The sequence below is a fragment of the Desulfobacula toluolica Tol2 genome (assembly GCF_000307105.1).
GTDB classification, from domain to species: domain Bacteria; phylum Desulfobacterota; class Desulfobacteria; order Desulfobacterales; family Desulfobacteraceae; genus Desulfobacula; species Desulfobacula toluolica.
In genome coordinates this window covers 1,922,515-1,940,102 of sequence record NC_018645.1, presented here as the reverse complement: position 1 = coordinate 1,940,102, position 17,588 = coordinate 1,922,515, and the positions used below count along the sequence as shown (strand labels likewise).

The following is a 17,588-nucleotide window of genomic DNA, read 5'->3' as shown; positions in this document are numbered from 1 at the left end:
AAAACAGCTCAAAACTTTGGCCTCAGCAGAACAAAAAATTTATTTACAATATCAAATCTTTGTTTTAAAAAATCCCATGATGCAAAAATTCATTATTCCAGACATTGACAGTATACCGTGCAGAACAAATATCCAGGGCCAGGATGCAAAACACATCTTTAAAGTTCTCAGGCTGAACCCGGGAGACCCCATTGAAGTTACAAATGGAGCAGGCAAAGATTATACGGCACTTATTTCCAGCGTCTCACCGGGTAATATAAAAGTTGATATCATTGACGAACATGACTCGTCAACAGAATCTGCCCTTCATATTACACTTTGTTCCGGCATGCTGAAAGACAAAAAAATGGATCTTGTGATCAAGCATGTGACACAGTTGGGTATCTATCAATGGATTCCTTTTTTTTGTGAACGGTCCATTCCCACCCCGGATGCAAAAAGGATAAAAAACCGGCATCAGCGATGGGAAACCATTGCAGTAGAATCTTTAAAACAGTGCCGGAGAAGCAGGCTTCCACAAATATTCAAGCCATTGAGTTTTGAAAATCTGTTAGATCATGCTGAGGCCTATGATTTAAAAATTGCCTTCTGGGAAAAAGCAACTCAAAGACTTGACACTTTGACAAGAAATTCTTCACCTCTTAATGTCATTATTTTGATCGGCCCGGAAGGAGGATTATCGGAAACGGAAATAGAAACAGCTCAAAAAAAAGGCTTTTTATCTTATTCTCTTGGACCCAGAATTTTAAGAGCTGAAACAGCTGCTATTTCAAGCTGTACACTCATCCAACACATCCTTGGGGATATCTGATACCCCAAAACAATAAACACTTTTTAATATTTCCCCTTGACATAATCAGCCAAAAGGAATATATCCCTTCTTGTTTGAGCCCAGGTAGCTCAGTCGGTAGAGCAGGGGACTGAAAATCCCCGTGTCGGCAGTTCAATTCTGTCCCTGGGCACCACAACAAATCAAGATTCAAATAAGCTTTCGGTGTTTTTCATTGAAAGCTTTTTTTTTGTGCATTTCAGCGACTGTCCCATCTTTATTCCCACTTAGATGAAACTCCAAACAAATACTTGAAATTTTTTATTTTTAGCTTATTTTCATTATTTTTTTCTTAAAACACCCAGGGTTTTTATCATTTCAAGGGCTTCATAATTTCCTGATGCAAGGGCTGTTTCATATATTTTCCGGGGGGCCTGCCCCCCTTTTTCAGGGTTCTTGAAAATATCATGAATCACCAAGAATCCATTGGTCTTAATATGAGGGGTCCAAGTCAGATAGTCCGTATTTACGGCCTCAAAACAATGACCGCCATCTATAAACAGCATTGAAATTGGGGTATTCCACATTTTGCCTGCCGTACTTGACTTTGCAACAATGGGCACCACTGTATGTTCAAGAGCGTTTCTGCGGATAGTCTCCCGGAAAAAAGGAAAGGTATTAATTCTTGATATTTGCGGGTCAAACAGATCAGGATCAAAATATTCTTCATTTGGCTGCTGCTCTTCCGACCCCTCATGGTGATCAATGGAATAAAGAATGGAATCATTTTTTTTACATGCAGATCCTATAACGTAGGCGGATTTACCGCAATAGCTTCCTATTTCAAGAACAGGGCCGCTTTCAGAAGCTTTTAACGCAATGCAATAAAGCCTTGCTGCTTCATCGCGATCCATAAACCCCTTGATACTGCCCCACACATCAAAATCAATCGTCATCATAACTTTTTACCAGTATATCCCTGGGTTTTGAACCCATCTGAGGGCCGACAATCCCCTCATGCTCCATCATTTCAACCAGCCGGGCCGCACGGTTATACCCGATGCGAAGACGGCGCTGAACAAAGGAAATGGACGCCTGGCGGGTTTTGGTCACCAGGGCCACAGCCTCATCATATTTTTCATCATAGTCTGATTCGTCAAACTCTTTTTCATCATCATTGCCGCCCAGTGTAATATCTTCAATATAATCAGGGGCTTTCTGATCTTTTAGAAATTGAGTCACCCGGGCGATCTCTTGTTCGGAAAGATAGGCACCCTGAATCCTGACAAGCCTTCCCGCACCGGGCGGGCAGAAAAGCATATCCCCGTTTCCCAGAAGACTTTCAGATCCGCCGCCGTCAAAAATTGTCCTGGCATCAACCCTGGAAGATACCTGAAATGAAATCCGTGTGGGAAAATTGGCTTTAATACTTCCCGTGAGAACATCAACAGAGGGTCTCTGAGTTGCAACAATCAGATGAATCCCGGCAGCCCTTGCCATCTGGGCCAGCCGTGTCAATGCAAATTCCACGTCTTTTGAAGCTACCATCATGAGATCCGCCAGTTCATCCACGATCACTACAATATAAGGAAGCTTTTCAAACAAATCCAGGGTTTCAGAATTATCAAGCTTTCCCTTTTTTTTCGATGCCACCATGCTGTTATACTGAAGAATATTTCTTAACCCGGTTTGTTCCAGCAACTCATACCTACGCTCCATCTCCCGTACCGCCCATAAAAGAGCATTGGTTGCTTTTTTCATATCCGTAACCACAGGAGAAATCAAATGGGGAATATCATTATAAACGGAAAGTTCAATCCTTTTGGGATCAATCATGATCATTTTAATATCATCTGGTGTGCCTTTGTACAAAAGACTGATAATCATGGCATTCAATCCCACACTCTTACCGGTTCCTGTGGCACCGGCGATCAACAGATGGGGCATGGAATCCATTTTTGTGACCATGGGCCTTCCCAGAATATCTTTTCCCAGCCCCAGGGTCAGAATGGAGGGGGAACTGACAAAATCTTTTGACGCGATCAATTCCCTTAAATTAACGACTTCTCTTTCATCGTTGGGAATCTCTATGCCCACCACATCACGGCCCGGGATAGGAGCGACAATCCTTATACTTATGGCACTCAGGGCAAGGGCAAGATCATCTGACAATCCTGCGATCTTACTTATTTTTATTCCCGGGGCAGGCCTGTATTCAAAAGTTGTGATAACCGGGCCAGGAAGAATTTCAACAACCTCCCCGGACACGTTAAAATCCTTTAACTTGCGTTCCAGGATATGACTTTTCTCTTTGAGCAGGTCTGTATCAATATTTTTTTCAACCGCCTTTTTTTCATCCAGAAATGAAATACGGGGCAAATCAAATTCAGCTTTATCCCGAATATCAACAAAATCAGCATCCGGTTTAAAATATGAATCCTGTTCTTCCAGTTCCACTATGTTAGGATCACATATGGTTGGTTCAAATATGTCAGGCTCGCATATGTCAGACTCAAAAACATTTTCAGGTTCATGAAAAAATTCTTTTTGCTGGATCTTTTCAGGAATTTTAATAAGAACATCCTTTTTCACCCTAACAGGGGTGATGTCAATCTGTTTTTCAGCCTTCGCCCTGTCTTCCTGCCATTTGACATACCTTTCATTAAAAAAATTTATTCCCTCATAAAAATCCGTCTTCATAACGTTTAAAAGGTCAATAATTTTCTGATTTAAAAACAGACCAAGAGAAATAATGGATATCCCTGTAGCAAAAATAATGCCGAGTATCATAAGAAACATCAGAATAATAATACTGCCGATAATATTGGCATATTTTAATAAAAAGGATGTGATTGTAATCCCGATAACCCCACCTGATGAGACATGAGTGCCTAAAAGCTCATAGTTGTCTTTAAAAAGGAAAAGCAGACCGCCGGTACTGACAATTAAAAAAAGGCCACCCAGAAGGGTCAGCCAGATGATATTTGCAGGTTTCCCTTTTAATAACCAGACACTGACAAGTCCCAGGACAATAGGAATCCAGAATGCACCCAACCCGAACAGAAAAACAAAAAAACCGGCAAGATGTGCCCCTAACAAACCAAAGGCATTGTGGATATGATCTGGAATGTCAAAAAAACGATTCCCCACACAAGGATCGGAAACATTATAGGAAAAAAGACTGACCGCTGTTAGTACAATGAGAAAAAAAAGAAATATACCATAAAGTTCTTTTTTCATACTTCAATGATAATTGGCACAATTAGAGGCCTGCGATTTATGGTAAAAGCAAAATATTGTTTCAAGGCTTTTTTTAATTTTTTTCTGATCAACTCAACACGGGATTCAAACCCGGCTTCTATCTCTTCAACGATTTCAAGTATAACACACTGTGCATCATCAACAAGGTATCCTGTGGCTGAATCAAAAACAAATCCTTTTGAAATCAACTCCGGCCCGTAAAGAACAACACCTGTTTCTTCATCAATGATCATGGTGACAACAACAAGGCCGCCTTCGGAAAGTTCCCTCCTCTCCTTTAAAACGCTTCTTCCAACATCACCTATACCTTTACCGTCAACAAGGATTCTACCTGTATGAACACTGCCTTCTATCCTGCCGCCGTCCTTATCAAAGGCAATGATTTTGCCGTCTTCGGCAACAATGACATTTTCTCTTGGCAGTCCAAGTCCTTCGGCAAGCCTGGCATGAACGACCAAATGACGATATTCCCCATGAATCGGTATGAAATATTTGGGTTTGGTCAGATTCAACATCAATTTGAGCTCTTCCTGGTGGGCATGTCCCGAGGTATGAATCTTTGCAATTTTTGAATACACCACATCCGCGCCTCTGCGGTAGAGTTTATTGATAATATTTGCAATGGCCTTTTCATTTCCCGGGATGTATTTGGATGACAAAATCACATTGTCACCTTTTTTAATATTAATGTGCTTGTGCATGCCTGAAGCCATCCTTACCAAAGCAGACATTGGTTCTCCCTGACTGCCGGTGGTGATGATGAGAACTTCGTCATCCTCTTGTCTGCTAATCTGCTTTATATTAAGAATGGTGTTTGGGGGATAATGGATATGCCCAAGCTGTGTGGCCACGGCAACTATCTGTTCCATGCTCCGACCATGAAAAACAACCTTTCTATTATTGCGAATAGCTATATCCACCAGCTGCTGTATTCTGAACACATTTGAGGCAAACAGGGCGACAATAACCCTGCCTTTGGCAACAGTGATCAAGTCTTCAAGATTTTTTGCCACTTCCTGTTCAGACATGGTATAACCTTCAACCTCAACATTGGTGGAATCCGACATAAGGGCAAGGACACCTTCTTCGCCAAATCTTGCAAAACTTGAAATATCCGTGTTTTTCATTTTGTCGGAATCATGATTGATCCTGAAATCACCTGTATGAACCACAACACCTTCAGGGGTTTTAATAGCAAGACCAACACCCTCAACCGTGCTGTGGCTGACACGGATAAATTCTATTTCAAAAGGATCAATTGAAAGGGTTTCTCCGGGATTGACAAGATTCAAATCAATGTATTTATTGAGATCAAACTCAATCAGCTTGTTCCTGACGATCCCCAGGGTAAAGGCTGTGCCATATACAGGGAGCCTGATTTCCCTTAAAAGATAAGGCAACGCCCCGATATGATCTTCATGGGCATGGGTAATGATGATGGCCTGTACTTTATCACGATTTTCTCTTATATAATCCATGGCCGGGATAACGATATCAATGCCGAGCATGTATTCTTCCGGAAACATCAGACCGGCATCAATGATAAATATGACATCATCGTATTCAATCACCATCATGTTAAGACCGATTTCGCCAAGACCGCCGAGTGGAATTATTTTAAGCATCTGAATACCCTAAGAAGTTGATTAAATACAAATATCAAGTTGTTCAAGAATGGCATCAGCCTGATCAATGAGCCAATTGCGCTGTTTTCTTGTTGCATAATCCATGCAATCGCATTTTATATTTTTTTTAATTCTCACCAAAAATTCACAGGACAGGGAAGTCTCTCCCAATTCTAAAGCGAACACATGAGGATGACACCCTTCATGATCTTTTTGAATGGGGGTTAATAATTTTTTATCCAATTCAAGCCAATAAATCCCGCCCAGAGGCGAAGATATCAAGTATTCATCAAAATAGGATTTTAATTTTTGATAATCCGCAAGCCGCAACCCATCTATTAAATACTGTTTCATACCGAACCTAATTAGCATATATCTATTGGGATATGCAACCCGTATTGGTAATAAATTAAGGAATCAGACTGAAAATGCCTGCCGTTTGCTCAAGGCTGAGAAATTCCCCCGGCCTTCAGAAACAAACCTGAAATGGCCGGAGAAATTTCTCAAGTTAAGATATTAAAAAAATGACTCTTTGATATAATCAACCCCGTTTTTAAACAATTTGACACCAATTGTCATCTCTTGGCCAAGAGTTTTGCCTTCCCGTCTAAGCAGCTGGGTCTGACGCGTCCAGTCCGGATGATTGGTAAAATGATTATATGCTTCAGGATGAGGCATCAACCCGAAAATTTTCCCTGACGGATCACAGATGCCGGCAATATCTTCTAAAGAACCATTTGGATTCAAAGGAAATTCGCCTTTTGCAGGAACTCCTTGAGCGTCGGCATATTGAAACACCACCTGATGATTTGCCAAAAGAGTGTCAATCACTTTCTGGTCTGCAATAAATTTACCCTCTCCATGTCGAACCGGATAATCGGCTGTATCCATGCCCTTTGTAAAAACACAGGGGCTTTGATTGTTTGCAGCCAGATGGACCCATTGGTCCCTGAAATTCCCGCAATCATTGAATGTAATGGAAACGCTTCTTTTTGTGTAATCCTTGTTAAGTCCGGGCAGCAGCCCCAGGTTGACCAGGGCCTGGAATCCGTTGCAAATACCGATCATAAGTTTTCCCTGATCCACAAAATCCAAAAGATCTTTGCCAATGTGATTTTTAAGCTTTAAGGCCTGAATCACACCGGCACCATGGTCATCCCCCCAGGAGAATCCACCTCCAAAGGCAAGGATATGAAAATCTTTTAATGCAATTTTTCCGGAAACCAGGGCATTGATATGAACTCTATGAGACTTAGCCCCGGCAAGTTCAAACACATGGGCGGTTTCATTATCACAGTTTAATCCAAACCCTGTTAATATAAGTGCGTTAACCTTTTTCATATCATGTCTCCAAAGGTCTTGTTAAATGCTTTATCAAGTTGTGTTGTTGTTAGATCTACCAGCGTTTCGCTGTCAAAGCCGAAAATTTTCAAATGATCATGATCTTTTGTTACCATGCCTATACAATTTGCCGCCATGCCTTTGAATAATTTTTCAAAAATTGATTTGTTTTCCGGGGCAATAGTAACAATAAATCTGCCTGCTGATTCTGAAAACAACAGGGTTTCATTTAAAAGTCCGCCACGGCTCACATCCATTGGAAGATCCGACAAATTGACCTCAAGGCCCATTCCTCCTGCCAGTGTCAGGTATGACAGATGAACTCCAAGACCGCCCCTTGCAACGGCGTGGCAAGACGCCACAAGTTCATTTTCAATGGCACTTTGCATTGCCCTGTAGACCACTTTAAATTTATTAAAATCAACATGTGGGATATTCAGACCAATTTCATCAAACGCCTCATAATATTCAGATGCCCCGAGTTCATTGGCTGTTGTGCCCAGCACATAAACAAGGTCGCCGGAAACCTTTGGTTCCATGGACACGCATTTTGAGATATCCTCAATAACCGATGTGCCTGAAAACTGAACGGTTTCCAGGGCTGACACTTTTATGCGCTCTCCAAATTCTCCTTCAAGGTGGCCGTCCACATACATGCTGTCCTTGCCCGAAAGAAGCGGGATTTCATATTTTTCGCAAGCTTCTTTTAATGCCCTGCATGCCCTGACCAGCTGCGCTGCCTTGAACTTTCCATCGGGATTTTTCTTTGGATCAAATTGTATGTTGGGCCAGCAAAAATTATCCAGCCCGCCAATATGCTCAAAATTACCACCCACGGCAATCAAACGCCGCACCGCTTCATCAATGGTACAGGTCATCATATGGTAGGCATCAATTTTTGAATACCACGGCAGAATACTTTGGGAAAACGCCAAGCCTTTCTGGGAGGTCAGAACCGGACGTGTCACGCTGGCATCGGATGGAATATTATGGTTAACCCCCACAAGGGGTTTGATCACGGAACCACCCTGGACTTCATGGTCATATTGACGGATAATCCACTCTTTGGAGCTGATATTGGGCCGCTCAAGCATGCTGAGCAGCAATGAATTAAAATCAGAAGGAGAGCTGATCACAGGTTCTGTCAAGCCTCTGGTTTCAGGCGAAAGCCAGACTGCATCAAATTCCCATGAGGGAAACCCTTTGTCCAGAAGATCCATATCCACATAAGCACAGGTTTCGTCCTTATATTTGATATGCAGTTTGCCGGTATCAGTATATTCACCGATCACAGTGCTTTCCACTTCATGTTCGGCTGAAAGTTCCATAAACCGGTCCAGATCTTCGGGTTTAACGGCAATGGTCATTCTTTCCTGGGATTCTGAAATCCAGATTTCCCACATGTCCAGCCCTTCGTATTTCAAGGGAACTTTATCCAGCCATACTACACACCCGTTGGAGATCATTGCGGATTCACCAACAGAAGAAGATAAACCGCCGCCGCCATTATCCGTAATAAACGGGATCAAGCCTTCATCCCGGCAGATCAGCAGAAAATCATGCATTTTCTTCTGGGTATAAGGATCACCGATCTGGACATGACCGGCAGGCGTGTTTTCCGAATAACTTTCCGAAGAGGCTGTTACGCCGTGAATGCCGTCTTTTCCAACCCGACCGCCACTCATAATAATGAGTTCCCCAGGGGATGTTTTCTTTTCATGGCTGGGCTTTCCCTTGACCTGGTTGGGCATGATTCCCAACGCCGTCACAAACACCAGGCTTTTGCCCATGTACCCCGGATTAAATAGTGTCTGGCCAAAGGTGGTGGGAACACCGCTTTTATTTCCCCCGTCTTTGACCCCTTCGATAACGCCGTCCAGAAGACGCCGGGGATGGAGAGGAGGCCTTAAGGGGCCGTTATAATTTATGTCTCCCACACAATACCCGAAACTGCCCATAAACAGCTTGGAGCCAAGCCCGGTTCCCATGGGATCTCGGTAAACCCCTACGATACCGGTTATGGCACCGCCGTAGGCTTCCATATTGGAGGGTGAATTATGGGTTTCACCGGTGACCACATAATTATTTTCAGCATCAAACCTGCCAACCCCTGCATTATCCCATAATACGGAAACCACCCACTCTTTTTGATCTTTAAGCTTTAAGGTCGGTTCCTGGATATAGGTTTTAAACAGACTGTTTTCAACAACTTGTTCGTTATTGGATGCATCCGTATACCTGAAAATTCCCTGAAAGGTGTTATGATTGCAATGATCGCTTCTGGCCTGTGAAATATATTCCAGTTCCACATCTGTTGGCTTGGAAAGCCCTGCTTTTTTTCTGGATGCCATTACATCCGGATCCAGAAAATACTCGCGAATCACCGGGATATCTCTTGGATTTAATGCAAGATTTCTCTCATCGGAAATCTTTGCAAGCTGTTCATCAGAGTCAATGCTGATAACTTCAAAACAGGGTGTGTGGTCAAGGATAACCTTGGCAGGCTTGACATCTGCACCGATTTTTTTATCCCATTCATCCATGGAAAAAACTTTAAATTGCTGAATGATACTATTGGACAAAAGCTCGGAAGCCAGTTTTTCCACATCCTCACGAACCAGTGTATCGCCTTTCAGGCAGTACCGTTTTGATGTATAAATACCTTCATCAGGTCCAAAGGTTTTTCCCAGGTGGTCTTTTATGGCTTCCATTGCCGTGGAACCCGGGTTATCTTTTACCCCTGGCCTGAATCCGACCCAGATACACCAGTGAAAATCAATATCAAGAGGAGTAAGACTTGACACCTGGGTTACCGGATTGGTAAAGATCTCGTCTTTTACACGCCCAAGCTGCCCGTGATCAAAATCTGATTCAATGGTCACGATATTAATGCATCGCGCCTCTTGAATATTAATTCCAAAATAGGAAGCGGCCTTTTTTATCAGAGAAGATGCTTCAGCATCCCTGAGCTCTTTTTTAAGAGCGATTTCAATACAGCAAATCATATTATCCACCATTGAACATTCTTACAATGTCATTATAAAAAACAAAAACCATGAGTGCCACAAGCACTGCTGCGCCGAATTTAATCAATTTTTCCCGCAAGCTATCACTGACGGCTTTGCCGGTCAAAGCTTCAATGCCGAAAAACAATAGATGGCCGCCGTCCAAAACGGGAATTGGAAAAAGATTGATGATACCAAGATTTACTGACAGCAAGGCAATAAACCAGGCAAAATTCATCATACCTGCTTTTGCCTGCTCACCGGCCATTTGAGCAATCATTAAAGGACCGCCCAGGTTATCTGCTGAAATACTGCCATTGATCATTTTCACAACAGACAGCAGGGTTAACTTCACAAGCCCATAAGTATCCTTGATGGAATGCTGCAAAGCCTGAAAAAGATTAAGTTTCTTGTGATAAGATTCCCCGCTGCCGACAATACCAATAATATATTTTTCAATTTCTTCACCAAATACATTTTTACCTGGCGAAAGAACAGGAGATATAACAAGCTCAATAAGTCTTGCGTCACGCTCAACAATAAAATCCAATTGTTTTCCATAACCTGTAGCTATAATCCTGGGAATATCTTCAAAAGATTCGATTTTAACCTGGTTGATCTCTTTGATCACATCCCCCGGTTTTATTCCTGCCGTAAAAGCCGGCGTATCTTCCAAAACTTGACCCACGACCGGTTCTGCCAGGTAAATACCTGAAAACTGGTAAAGGATAAAAAAAATAAAAATAGCCAGAAAAAAATTAAAGAACGGACCTGCTGCAACAATGATGCTTTTTTGCAACAAAGATTTATGAGTAAAAGAAGAGTTGATATCTTCCGGATCAATTTCGCTTCCAGGCTCTTCTCCCACCATTTTAACATATCCGCCAAGAGGTATTGCAGACAGGCAATACTGAGTGCGGCCATATCTCTTTTTAAGAATTTTAGGTCCAAAACCCAGGGAAAACACCTCAACACCTACACCACAAAGCCTGGCCGCAATAAAGTGTCCAAATTCGTGGATAAAAACAAGAATACCAATAACAATAATAAATGCTATAGCCGAATGCCCCATAAAGACCTCACTGTTTATATCAGAGATTGCACTTTGTCCCGTGCCCAACCATCGGCTTCAATAATACCTGAAAGATCGGGATTGTCAATCCGGGTATGAAGTTCCATTGTTTTGGAAATCAATTTAAAAATATCTAAAAAACCGATGCGTTTTTGAAGAAAGGCATTGACCGCCACTTCATTGGCGGCATTCATGACAGCCGGCAAAGTTCCTTTTTGCCGACAGGCCTCAATTGCGAATAAAAGGGAGGGAAACCTTTGGGTATCAGGTTTTTCAAATGCCAGGCAATGAAGTGCTGTAAAATCAGGAAAATCCATTTGCAGTTCAATTCGATCAGGTTCAGACAAGGCATAAGCAATCGCCCCCTTCATATCCGGGCATCCCATTTGTGCAAGAATACTGCCGTCTTTATACCCGACCATGGAATGGATAATACTCTGGGGATGAACAAGCACCTGGATTTGATCAGGGGTAACATCAAACAGATGAACCGCCTCAATAATCTCAAGACCTTTATTCATGAGTGTGGCAGAGTCTATAGTAATTTTATGTCCCATATTCCAGGTGGGGTGATTCAGAGCGTCTTTTAAGGTAATTTCCTTGAATGCTTGAAATGGTTTTTCCCTGAAAGGCCCGCCTGAAGCCGTCAAAAATATGGTTTTTAAATCTTTTTTCTGGTTGCCCTTGAGGCATTGATAAATGGCACTGTGTTCGCTGTCCACAGGCAGAATTGAAACACCATTTTCCATGGCTTTGGCCATGACAATTTCACCTGCCATGACAAGAGTCTCCTTGTTGGCAAGGGCAATCTGTTTTTTTGCCTCAATGGCGCAAAGAGCTGGCTTTAAACCTGCTGCACCAACCATGGCCAGAAGAACCATGTCTGAACCATGATATGATGCGGCTTCACTATATCCGGCCTCACCAAACAAGATTTCAGGTCTGCATTTTCCTGTCAGCGCTCTTGACAGTTCCAGAGCTTTGGCTTCATCAAAAACCGAAACCAGTTCCGGTTCAAATTCATCAATTTGCTTTGCAAAACAATCTATATTATTCGCAGCTGTCAATGCTTTTACCCGGAAGCGATCAGGATGCATCCTGACAATATCCAGTGCGCTTGTACCAATGGAACCGGTTGATCCTAAAATTGACAGACGTTTCATAAAACAAACACCAGGCAAACATATACAACAGGTATGCCCAGCAGCAACCCGTCTATTCGATCAAGCATCCCGCCGTGTCCGGGAAGAATCCTGCCTGAATCTTTAATATGAGCTGCACGTTTCATGGCGGATTCAAACAAATCGCCAATTTGTCCGGCAACGGCAAGCAGAAAAGCTCCCGGCAGACTGAAAAATGCAAGGGAAAAATCATTGAAAAATATTCTACAGAAAATAAAACCTGCAACCATAGCGGCTGCAACACCACCCAATGATCCTTCAATGGTTTTATTAGGACTTATGTTAGGACAAAGCGCTCTTTTTCCAAAAAACGTACCCGTGTAAAATGCACCTGTATCATTGGCAAAAATAACTATCAAAAGCCATATGATCCATAATGTTCCCCCCTCCAATTCCTTAATAAAAATCAACAGGGACAAGGATACCGGGACATAAACAACCCCCAGAACCTGCCTGGAAATGGCATCGAATATGCCGGGAGTAACGGCAAACCGTGACAGAACAAAAATGGATAAGGCCATCAGGTTCATGGCAAGGATCAAGAACAATACTTCCCATGATCCTAAACAGGCACTGATAACCAGTGTCATTGAAACGGTATAGGAAATGATCTTGATGGTATTTGAAACAGGATTTTTTTCATTGCCAAAAATAATTATTAAATATTCCCTGATGGCAAACACAGCAATAGCTGAAACCACAACAGCGAACAAAAGAGTACTGCCCTTGATGAGAATTAATAATAAGACAGGGACAAGTATGAGTGAAGTTACCCAGCGTTTGAAGTGCTGCATGATACCTTTCCGAACCGTCGATCCCTGTTTTGAAAATTTTTTAAAATTTCGACAAACTCAGCCCTGGAAAAATCCGGCCATAATGTATCGGAAATATAAATTTCAGAATATGCCGCCTGCCATAACAAAAAATTACTCAAGCGATATTCCCCGCTGGTGCGAATAATCAAATCAGGGTCAGGCATTGTTTTCGTATAAAGATGATTTGAAATAAGATCCTGTGTAATATCAGAAAATTCCAAATCATTTGAGTTGATTTTTTTTGCAATTTCCCTTACAGCAGTTGTAATTTCTTCTCTTGAACCATAGCTCAGTGCAAGATTCAAAAGAAGTTTGTTATTATGTTTTGTCAACTCCATTGTTGTGTCAATTTCTTGTTGAACATCCAAAGGGAGCTTGTCTTTTTGACCAATCACATGAACACGAATATTATTTTTTAAAAATGCTTCTCTTTCCGATACAATGAATTTTTTCAGCAGCATCATTAATGCTTTTACTTCAGACTTCGGCCTTGCCCAGTTTTCCGTGGAAAATGCGTACAGGGTAAGTATTCCGATCCCCAATTCCATACAGGAAGTCACGATGGAACGAACAACTTGAGACCCTCTCTCATGCCCTTTGACACGATTCATAAACCTTTTTTTAGCCCACCTGCCGTTGCCATCCATGATAATTCCCACATGGGCCGGCAAGTCTTTAAGATCAGGAGTTACATTTTGTTTTGAGTCAGACTTCAAGAATTTCCTTTTCTTTTCCGGCAAAAATTTCGTCTAACTTTTTAATAAATTGATCCGTACTTTCCTGAACCAGCTTTTGAGCCTTAAAACTGTCATCCTCTGAAATATCCCCTTCTTTTTGAAGGTCTTTCAGGATTTCATTTGAATCTCTGCGGATATTTCTAATCGCCACTTTATAATCTTCACAAATTTTGGAAGCGCTTTTGGCAATCTCTTTTCTTCGCTCTTCAGTCAAAGGGGGTATGGATATTCTGATTAACTTGCCATCATTGGAGGGTGTAAGACCTAGGTTGGCTTTCAATATTGCTTTTTCAACCTGATTTATGACACTGACATCCCATGGCTTCACGGTAATCAGCCTGCTTTCAGGAATGGATACGGTTGCCATTTGCGGCAAAGGCGTCTGGGTGCCGTAGTAATCGACTTTAACACCATCAAGTATTGCCTGGGAGGCTCTTCCGGTACGCACCTTTGACAACTCTTTTTCAAAGGCTTTTTCAGATTTGCCCATTCTTTCTCTGGTTTCCTGGATCACTTCATTTATCATAACAACCTGTCCTCAATAGTGGTTAGCTATTTATTATAAATTCGAGTCCCTATATCCTCCTGCCCCGTTACAGCTTTATAGATATTACCTTCCTGATGGAGATCAAAAACCTGCAATGGCAAATCATGTTCCATGGCCAAAGAAATAGCAGTCATATCCATGACATGAAGCTGTTTTTCAATAACCCTCATATAAGATAATTCTCTGAACATGACAGCATCATCGTGTACCACCGGATCTTTATCATAAACGCCATCTACCTGGGTGGCTTTAAAAAGAATCTGGGCATGAGTTTCATGAGCCCTCAACACAGCAGCTGTATCCGTTGTAAAATAAGGATTTCCAGTGCCGGCGGCAAAGATAACCACTCGACCCTTTTCAAGGTGTCGAATGGCTTTTAGACGAATAAACGGTTCCGCAATCCTGTCCATGGGGATGGCAGACTGCACCCGTGTTGGGACATCACACTTTTCCAAAGCATCACAAAGAGCCAGACTGTTTATAACAGTTGCCAGCATTCCCATATTATCGGCAGATGTTCTATCCATACCGGCCGAACTTCCTGCAACCCCCCTGAATATATTGCCCCCACCTACAACAATGGAAATCTGCACATTCAGGCGGTAAACTTTTGCAATTTCTTCTGCAACATAATGAATCATTTCAGGGGTAATGCCAAAGCCCTGATTTCCCATCAGGGCCTCACCGCTTAACTTGATTAAAACCCGTTCAAATTCCGGCTCTTTGTTCAAGATTTTATTCTCCTATCTGGAAACGTGCAAATCTTTTAATCTGAATATTTTCACCTATTTTACCGATGGTTTCTTTTACCACGTCCGTAATGGTTTTCTGGGGATCTTTTACATACTGCTGACTCATCAGACAGACATCCTTGTAAAATTTTTCCACTTTACCATCAACGATTTTGTCAATAATATTTTCCGGTTTACCTTCTTCAAGCATTTGTGCCCGGTAAATTTCTCTCTCTTTTTCAATAATTGCAGCGTCAACATCCTCAGGATTCAAACCGGCAGGATTTGATGCGGCAATATGCATGGCAATATTTTTTGCAAACGCCTGAAAATCTTCTGTTTTAGCGACAAAATCAGACTCACAATTCACCTCAAGAAGAACACCTAATTTAGCACCAGTATGAATATAAGAATAAATAACACCTTCAGAGGTAGAGCGGCCTGCTCTTTTGGCGGCTTTAGCCAAGCCTTTTGTTCTCAGAAGATCAATCGCCTTTTCCATATCACCTTCTGCTTCGCCAAGGACTTTTTTGCAATCCATTATACCTGAACCTGTCGCCTCACGAAGCTCTTTTACCATTGCTGCGGAAATTTGCACCATTTTATTTCACTCCTTATCTTTACTCAGTAGCTTCTTTTATCTCTTCAACCGGTGTGGTTCGTCTTTTAATCTTTTCAACCACAGGGCCATCTGTCCCATCGGAAACGACTTCAATCGCCACTTTTTCATCGGAAAATTCAATCTTTTCCTCTATATCATCCTTATCGGATTCAGCTCTTTGTTTTTCTTCATAAAGCTCTCTTCCTTCTATACAGGCATCTGCAATACTGGAAGCAAAAAGACGAATGGATCTGATGGCATCATCATTTCCAGGAATCACATAATCAATATCATCAGGATCACAATTTGTATCAACAACAGCAACAACCGGAATCCCAAGCCGCTTACCCTCTTTTACTGCAATTGCTTCATTTTTGGGATCAATAACAAAAATTGCGCCGGGCAATCTTTTCATATGGCTGATACCACCAATGGCAAACTCAAGTTTACCTTTCTCTTTGAGCATTTTTCCCTGCTCTTTTTTGGGATAATTTTCAAGGGTTCCGTCATTTTCAATTGAATTTAAAAAATGAAATCGGGTGATATTATTCTTTATTGTCTGAAAATTGGTCAACATGCCGCCGAGCCATCTGTTTTGAACATAAAACTGTTCAGCACGGTTTGCTTCTTCATAGATTGCTTCGGATGCCTGTTTTTTTGTACCGACGAACAGGACGTCCTGACCGTTGGCCGCTACATCCTTAATGAAATCATGGGCTTGCTTGAACAATTTTACAGTCTGTTGCAGATCAATAATATAAATTCCATTTCTCGCGCCAAAGATATACTTTTTCATCTTTGGGTTCCAGCGCTTTGTCTGATGGCCGAAATGAACACCAGCCTCCAAAAGTTCTCTAATTGTAATATAAGCCATTTGTTCTCCAAATTAATTAATGGTTTTTTCCACCACTCAGATCATCCCTGAAATTCGACTTTTTTAAAAGCACCTGATTTTCAAGTCCCTGAGTGTGAGTTTTCTTAAAATCCAACAAAAATCCTAATTTATATATCAATAATTATTATTTTTATCAATTGTTTTTTTTATCAAAACAACCCTGTCACGACCTGCCAGATCCCTTATAAAATCAATAGATCCATACTGAGGATACCGTTCAAAAACACCCTGAATCCCATTTTTCTGGTCAAATCCCATTTCAAACAAAACTATCCCTCCGGGAACAAGATAATGATGCGCTTCGTATAGGATAGATCTAAAACAGTCAAGTCCATCACTACCCCCGTCAAGAGCAAGCAAGGGTTCAAACTTCCTTATTTCAGGCTGGAGATATTGAATATCTCCAGACGGAATATAAGGCGGATTTGAAACAATCAAATCAAACCTGGGTATTTTTTTCAGAGATGAAAACCAGGCACTTCCCAAAAACCTGACTTTGCCCTTGACAATTTTTTCAGCATTTTTTTTAGCTATTTCAAGTGCTGTATCAGAAATATCGCTTGCAAAATAGGAATGTCCGGGAGCTGCCTTTGCCAAAGAAACAATAATCGCACCAGAGCCTGTTCCAAGTTCAAGAACGGTTTTGGGATTAATATTTTTTGGATCTGAAAGTAATATTTTTAATGCTTCTTCAACAATGGTTTCCGTATCAGGTCTGGGAATCAAAACACCTTTTTCCACCTCAAAATCAGATTCAAAGAAACCTTTTTTCCCTGTGATATAAGCAACCGGCTCGTTTTGTATTCTTCTTTTGATTAAAATTTTGAAAATGGACAACTCATTTTTCTGAAGCGGCCGATCATGCTGAAGATAAAGATCAAGTCGCTTTATGCCAAGACAATGGGACAACAGAATCTCGGCCGTCAGCCGCGGACTGTCGATGGAGTATTCCTTGAAATAGGATTCTGTCCAGGAAAGAATTTTAATGATTGTCCAGTCAGGCATTGT

General features: G+C 41.7%; 16 protein-coding genes and 1 tRNA gene. 2 read left to right on the top strand and 15 right to left on the bottom strand.

The features are described from left to right. Positions 1-76 precede the first annotated feature (76 nt). Both TOL2_RS08860 and TOL2_RS08855 read left to right on the top strand, forming a co-directional pair. On the top strand, positions 77-811 hold the full coding sequence (locus TOL2_RS08860) for a 16S rRNA (uracil(1498)-N(3))-methyltransferase (protein WP_014957155.1): 735 nt from the start codon (positions 77-79) through the stop codon (positions 809-811). Positions 812-889: 78 nt separating this feature from the next. Beyond that, positions 890-965 (top strand) — tRNA-Phe (locus TOL2_RS08855). Between the two features lie 145 nt (positions 966-1,110). Here TOL2_RS08855 and TOL2_RS08850 read toward each other — a convergent pair. The 15 genes from TOL2_RS08850 to prmC all read right to left on the bottom strand — a co-directional run bounded on the left by TOL2_RS08850 (position 1,111) and on the right by prmC (position 17,585). After that, positions 1,111-1,728 (bottom strand): class I SAM-dependent methyltransferase, encoded by a 618-nt coding sequence (locus TOL2_RS08850; RefSeq protein ID WP_332370620.1) that lies wholly within the window; start codon positions 1,726-1,728, stop codon positions 1,111-1,113. Next, positions 1,715-4,009 (bottom strand): DNA translocase FtsK, encoded by a 2,295-nt coding sequence (locus tag TOL2_RS08845; RefSeq protein WP_014957153.1) that lies wholly within the window; start codon positions 4,007-4,009, stop codon positions 1,715-1,717. Before TOL2_RS08845 ends, TOL2_RS08850 begins: the two co-directional genes overlap by 14 nt. Then, complete coding sequence (locus TOL2_RS08840; protein ID WP_014957152.1) at positions 4,006-5,655, bottom strand: ribonuclease J; 1,650 nt, start codon at positions 5,653-5,655, stop codon at positions 4,006-4,008. Before TOL2_RS08840 ends, TOL2_RS08845 begins: the two co-directional genes overlap by 4 nt. Before the next feature lie 21 nt (positions 5,656-5,676). After that, complete coding sequence (locus TOL2_RS08835) at positions 5,677-6,009, bottom strand: hypothetical protein (protein WP_014957151.1); 333 nt, start codon at positions 6,007-6,009, stop codon at positions 5,677-5,679. A gap of 162 nt (positions 6,010-6,171) precedes the next feature. Continuing rightward, positions 6,172-6,996 carry a phosphoribosylformylglycinamidine synthase subunit PurQ gene (locus TOL2_RS08830; protein WP_014957150.1) on the bottom strand — a complete coding sequence of 275 codons (825 nt, stop codon included), beginning with the start codon at positions 6,994-6,996 and terminating at the stop codon, positions 6,172-6,174. Next, the gene (locus TOL2_RS08825; protein WP_014957149.1) at positions 6,993-10,001 is read right to left on the bottom strand and encodes a phosphoribosylformylglycinamidine synthase subunit PurL; all 3,009 of its coding nucleotides are present in this window, start codon (positions 9,999-10,001) and stop codon (positions 6,993-6,995) included. The genes TOL2_RS08830 and TOL2_RS08825 overlap by 4 nt, the downstream gene beginning before the upstream one ends. A 1-nt stretch (position 10,002) precedes the next feature. After that, the gene (rseP, locus tag TOL2_RS08820; RefSeq protein ID WP_014957148.1) at positions 10,003-11,073 is read right to left on the bottom strand and encodes an RIP metalloprotease RseP; all 1,071 of its coding nucleotides are present in this window, start codon (positions 11,071-11,073) and stop codon (positions 10,003-10,005) included. Between the two features lie 14 nt (positions 11,074-11,087). Next, positions 11,088-12,236, bottom strand: a complete 1,149-nt coding sequence (locus TOL2_RS08815; protein ID WP_014957147.1) for a 1-deoxy-D-xylulose-5-phosphate reductoisomerase — start codon at positions 12,234-12,236, stop codon at positions 11,088-11,090. Then, complete coding sequence (locus TOL2_RS08810) at positions 12,233-13,048, bottom strand: phosphatidate cytidylyltransferase (protein ID WP_014957146.1); 816 nt, start codon at positions 13,046-13,048, stop codon at positions 12,233-12,235. The genes TOL2_RS08815 and TOL2_RS08810 overlap by 4 nt, the downstream gene beginning before the upstream one ends. Next, a complete protein-coding gene (locus tag TOL2_RS08805) occupies positions 13,024-13,785 on the bottom strand; it encodes an isoprenyl transferase (protein WP_014957145.1) in 762 nt (253 codons plus the stop codon). Before TOL2_RS08805 ends, TOL2_RS08810 begins: the two co-directional genes overlap by 25 nt. Then, positions 13,775-14,332, bottom strand: coding sequence for a ribosome recycling factor (gene frr, locus TOL2_RS08800; protein ID WP_014957144.1), 558 nt, complete (start codon positions 14,330-14,332; stop codon positions 13,775-13,777). Before frr ends, TOL2_RS08805 begins: the two co-directional genes overlap by 11 nt. Before the next feature lie 26 nt (positions 14,333-14,358). Then, a complete protein-coding gene (pyrH, locus tag TOL2_RS08795) occupies positions 14,359-15,084 on the bottom strand; it encodes a UMP kinase (RefSeq protein WP_014957143.1) in 726 nt (241 codons plus the stop codon). A gap of 4 nt (positions 15,085-15,088) precedes the next feature. Beyond that, the gene (gene tsf / locus TOL2_RS08790) at positions 15,089-15,685 is read right to left on the bottom strand and encodes a translation elongation factor Ts (RefSeq protein ID WP_014957142.1); all 597 of its coding nucleotides are present in this window, start codon (positions 15,683-15,685) and stop codon (positions 15,089-15,091) included. Between the two features lie 19 nt (positions 15,686-15,704). Then, complete coding sequence (gene rpsB / locus TOL2_RS08785) at positions 15,705-16,559, bottom strand: 30S ribosomal protein S2 (protein WP_014957141.1); 855 nt, start codon at positions 16,557-16,559, stop codon at positions 15,705-15,707. 135 nt (positions 16,560-16,694) lie between these two features. Then, entirely contained in the window at positions 16,695-17,585 is an 891-nt protein-coding gene (gene prmC, locus TOL2_RS08780) for a peptide chain release factor N(5)-glutamine methyltransferase (RefSeq protein WP_014957140.1), read from the bottom strand. Positions 17,586-17,588 lie beyond the last annotated feature (3 nt).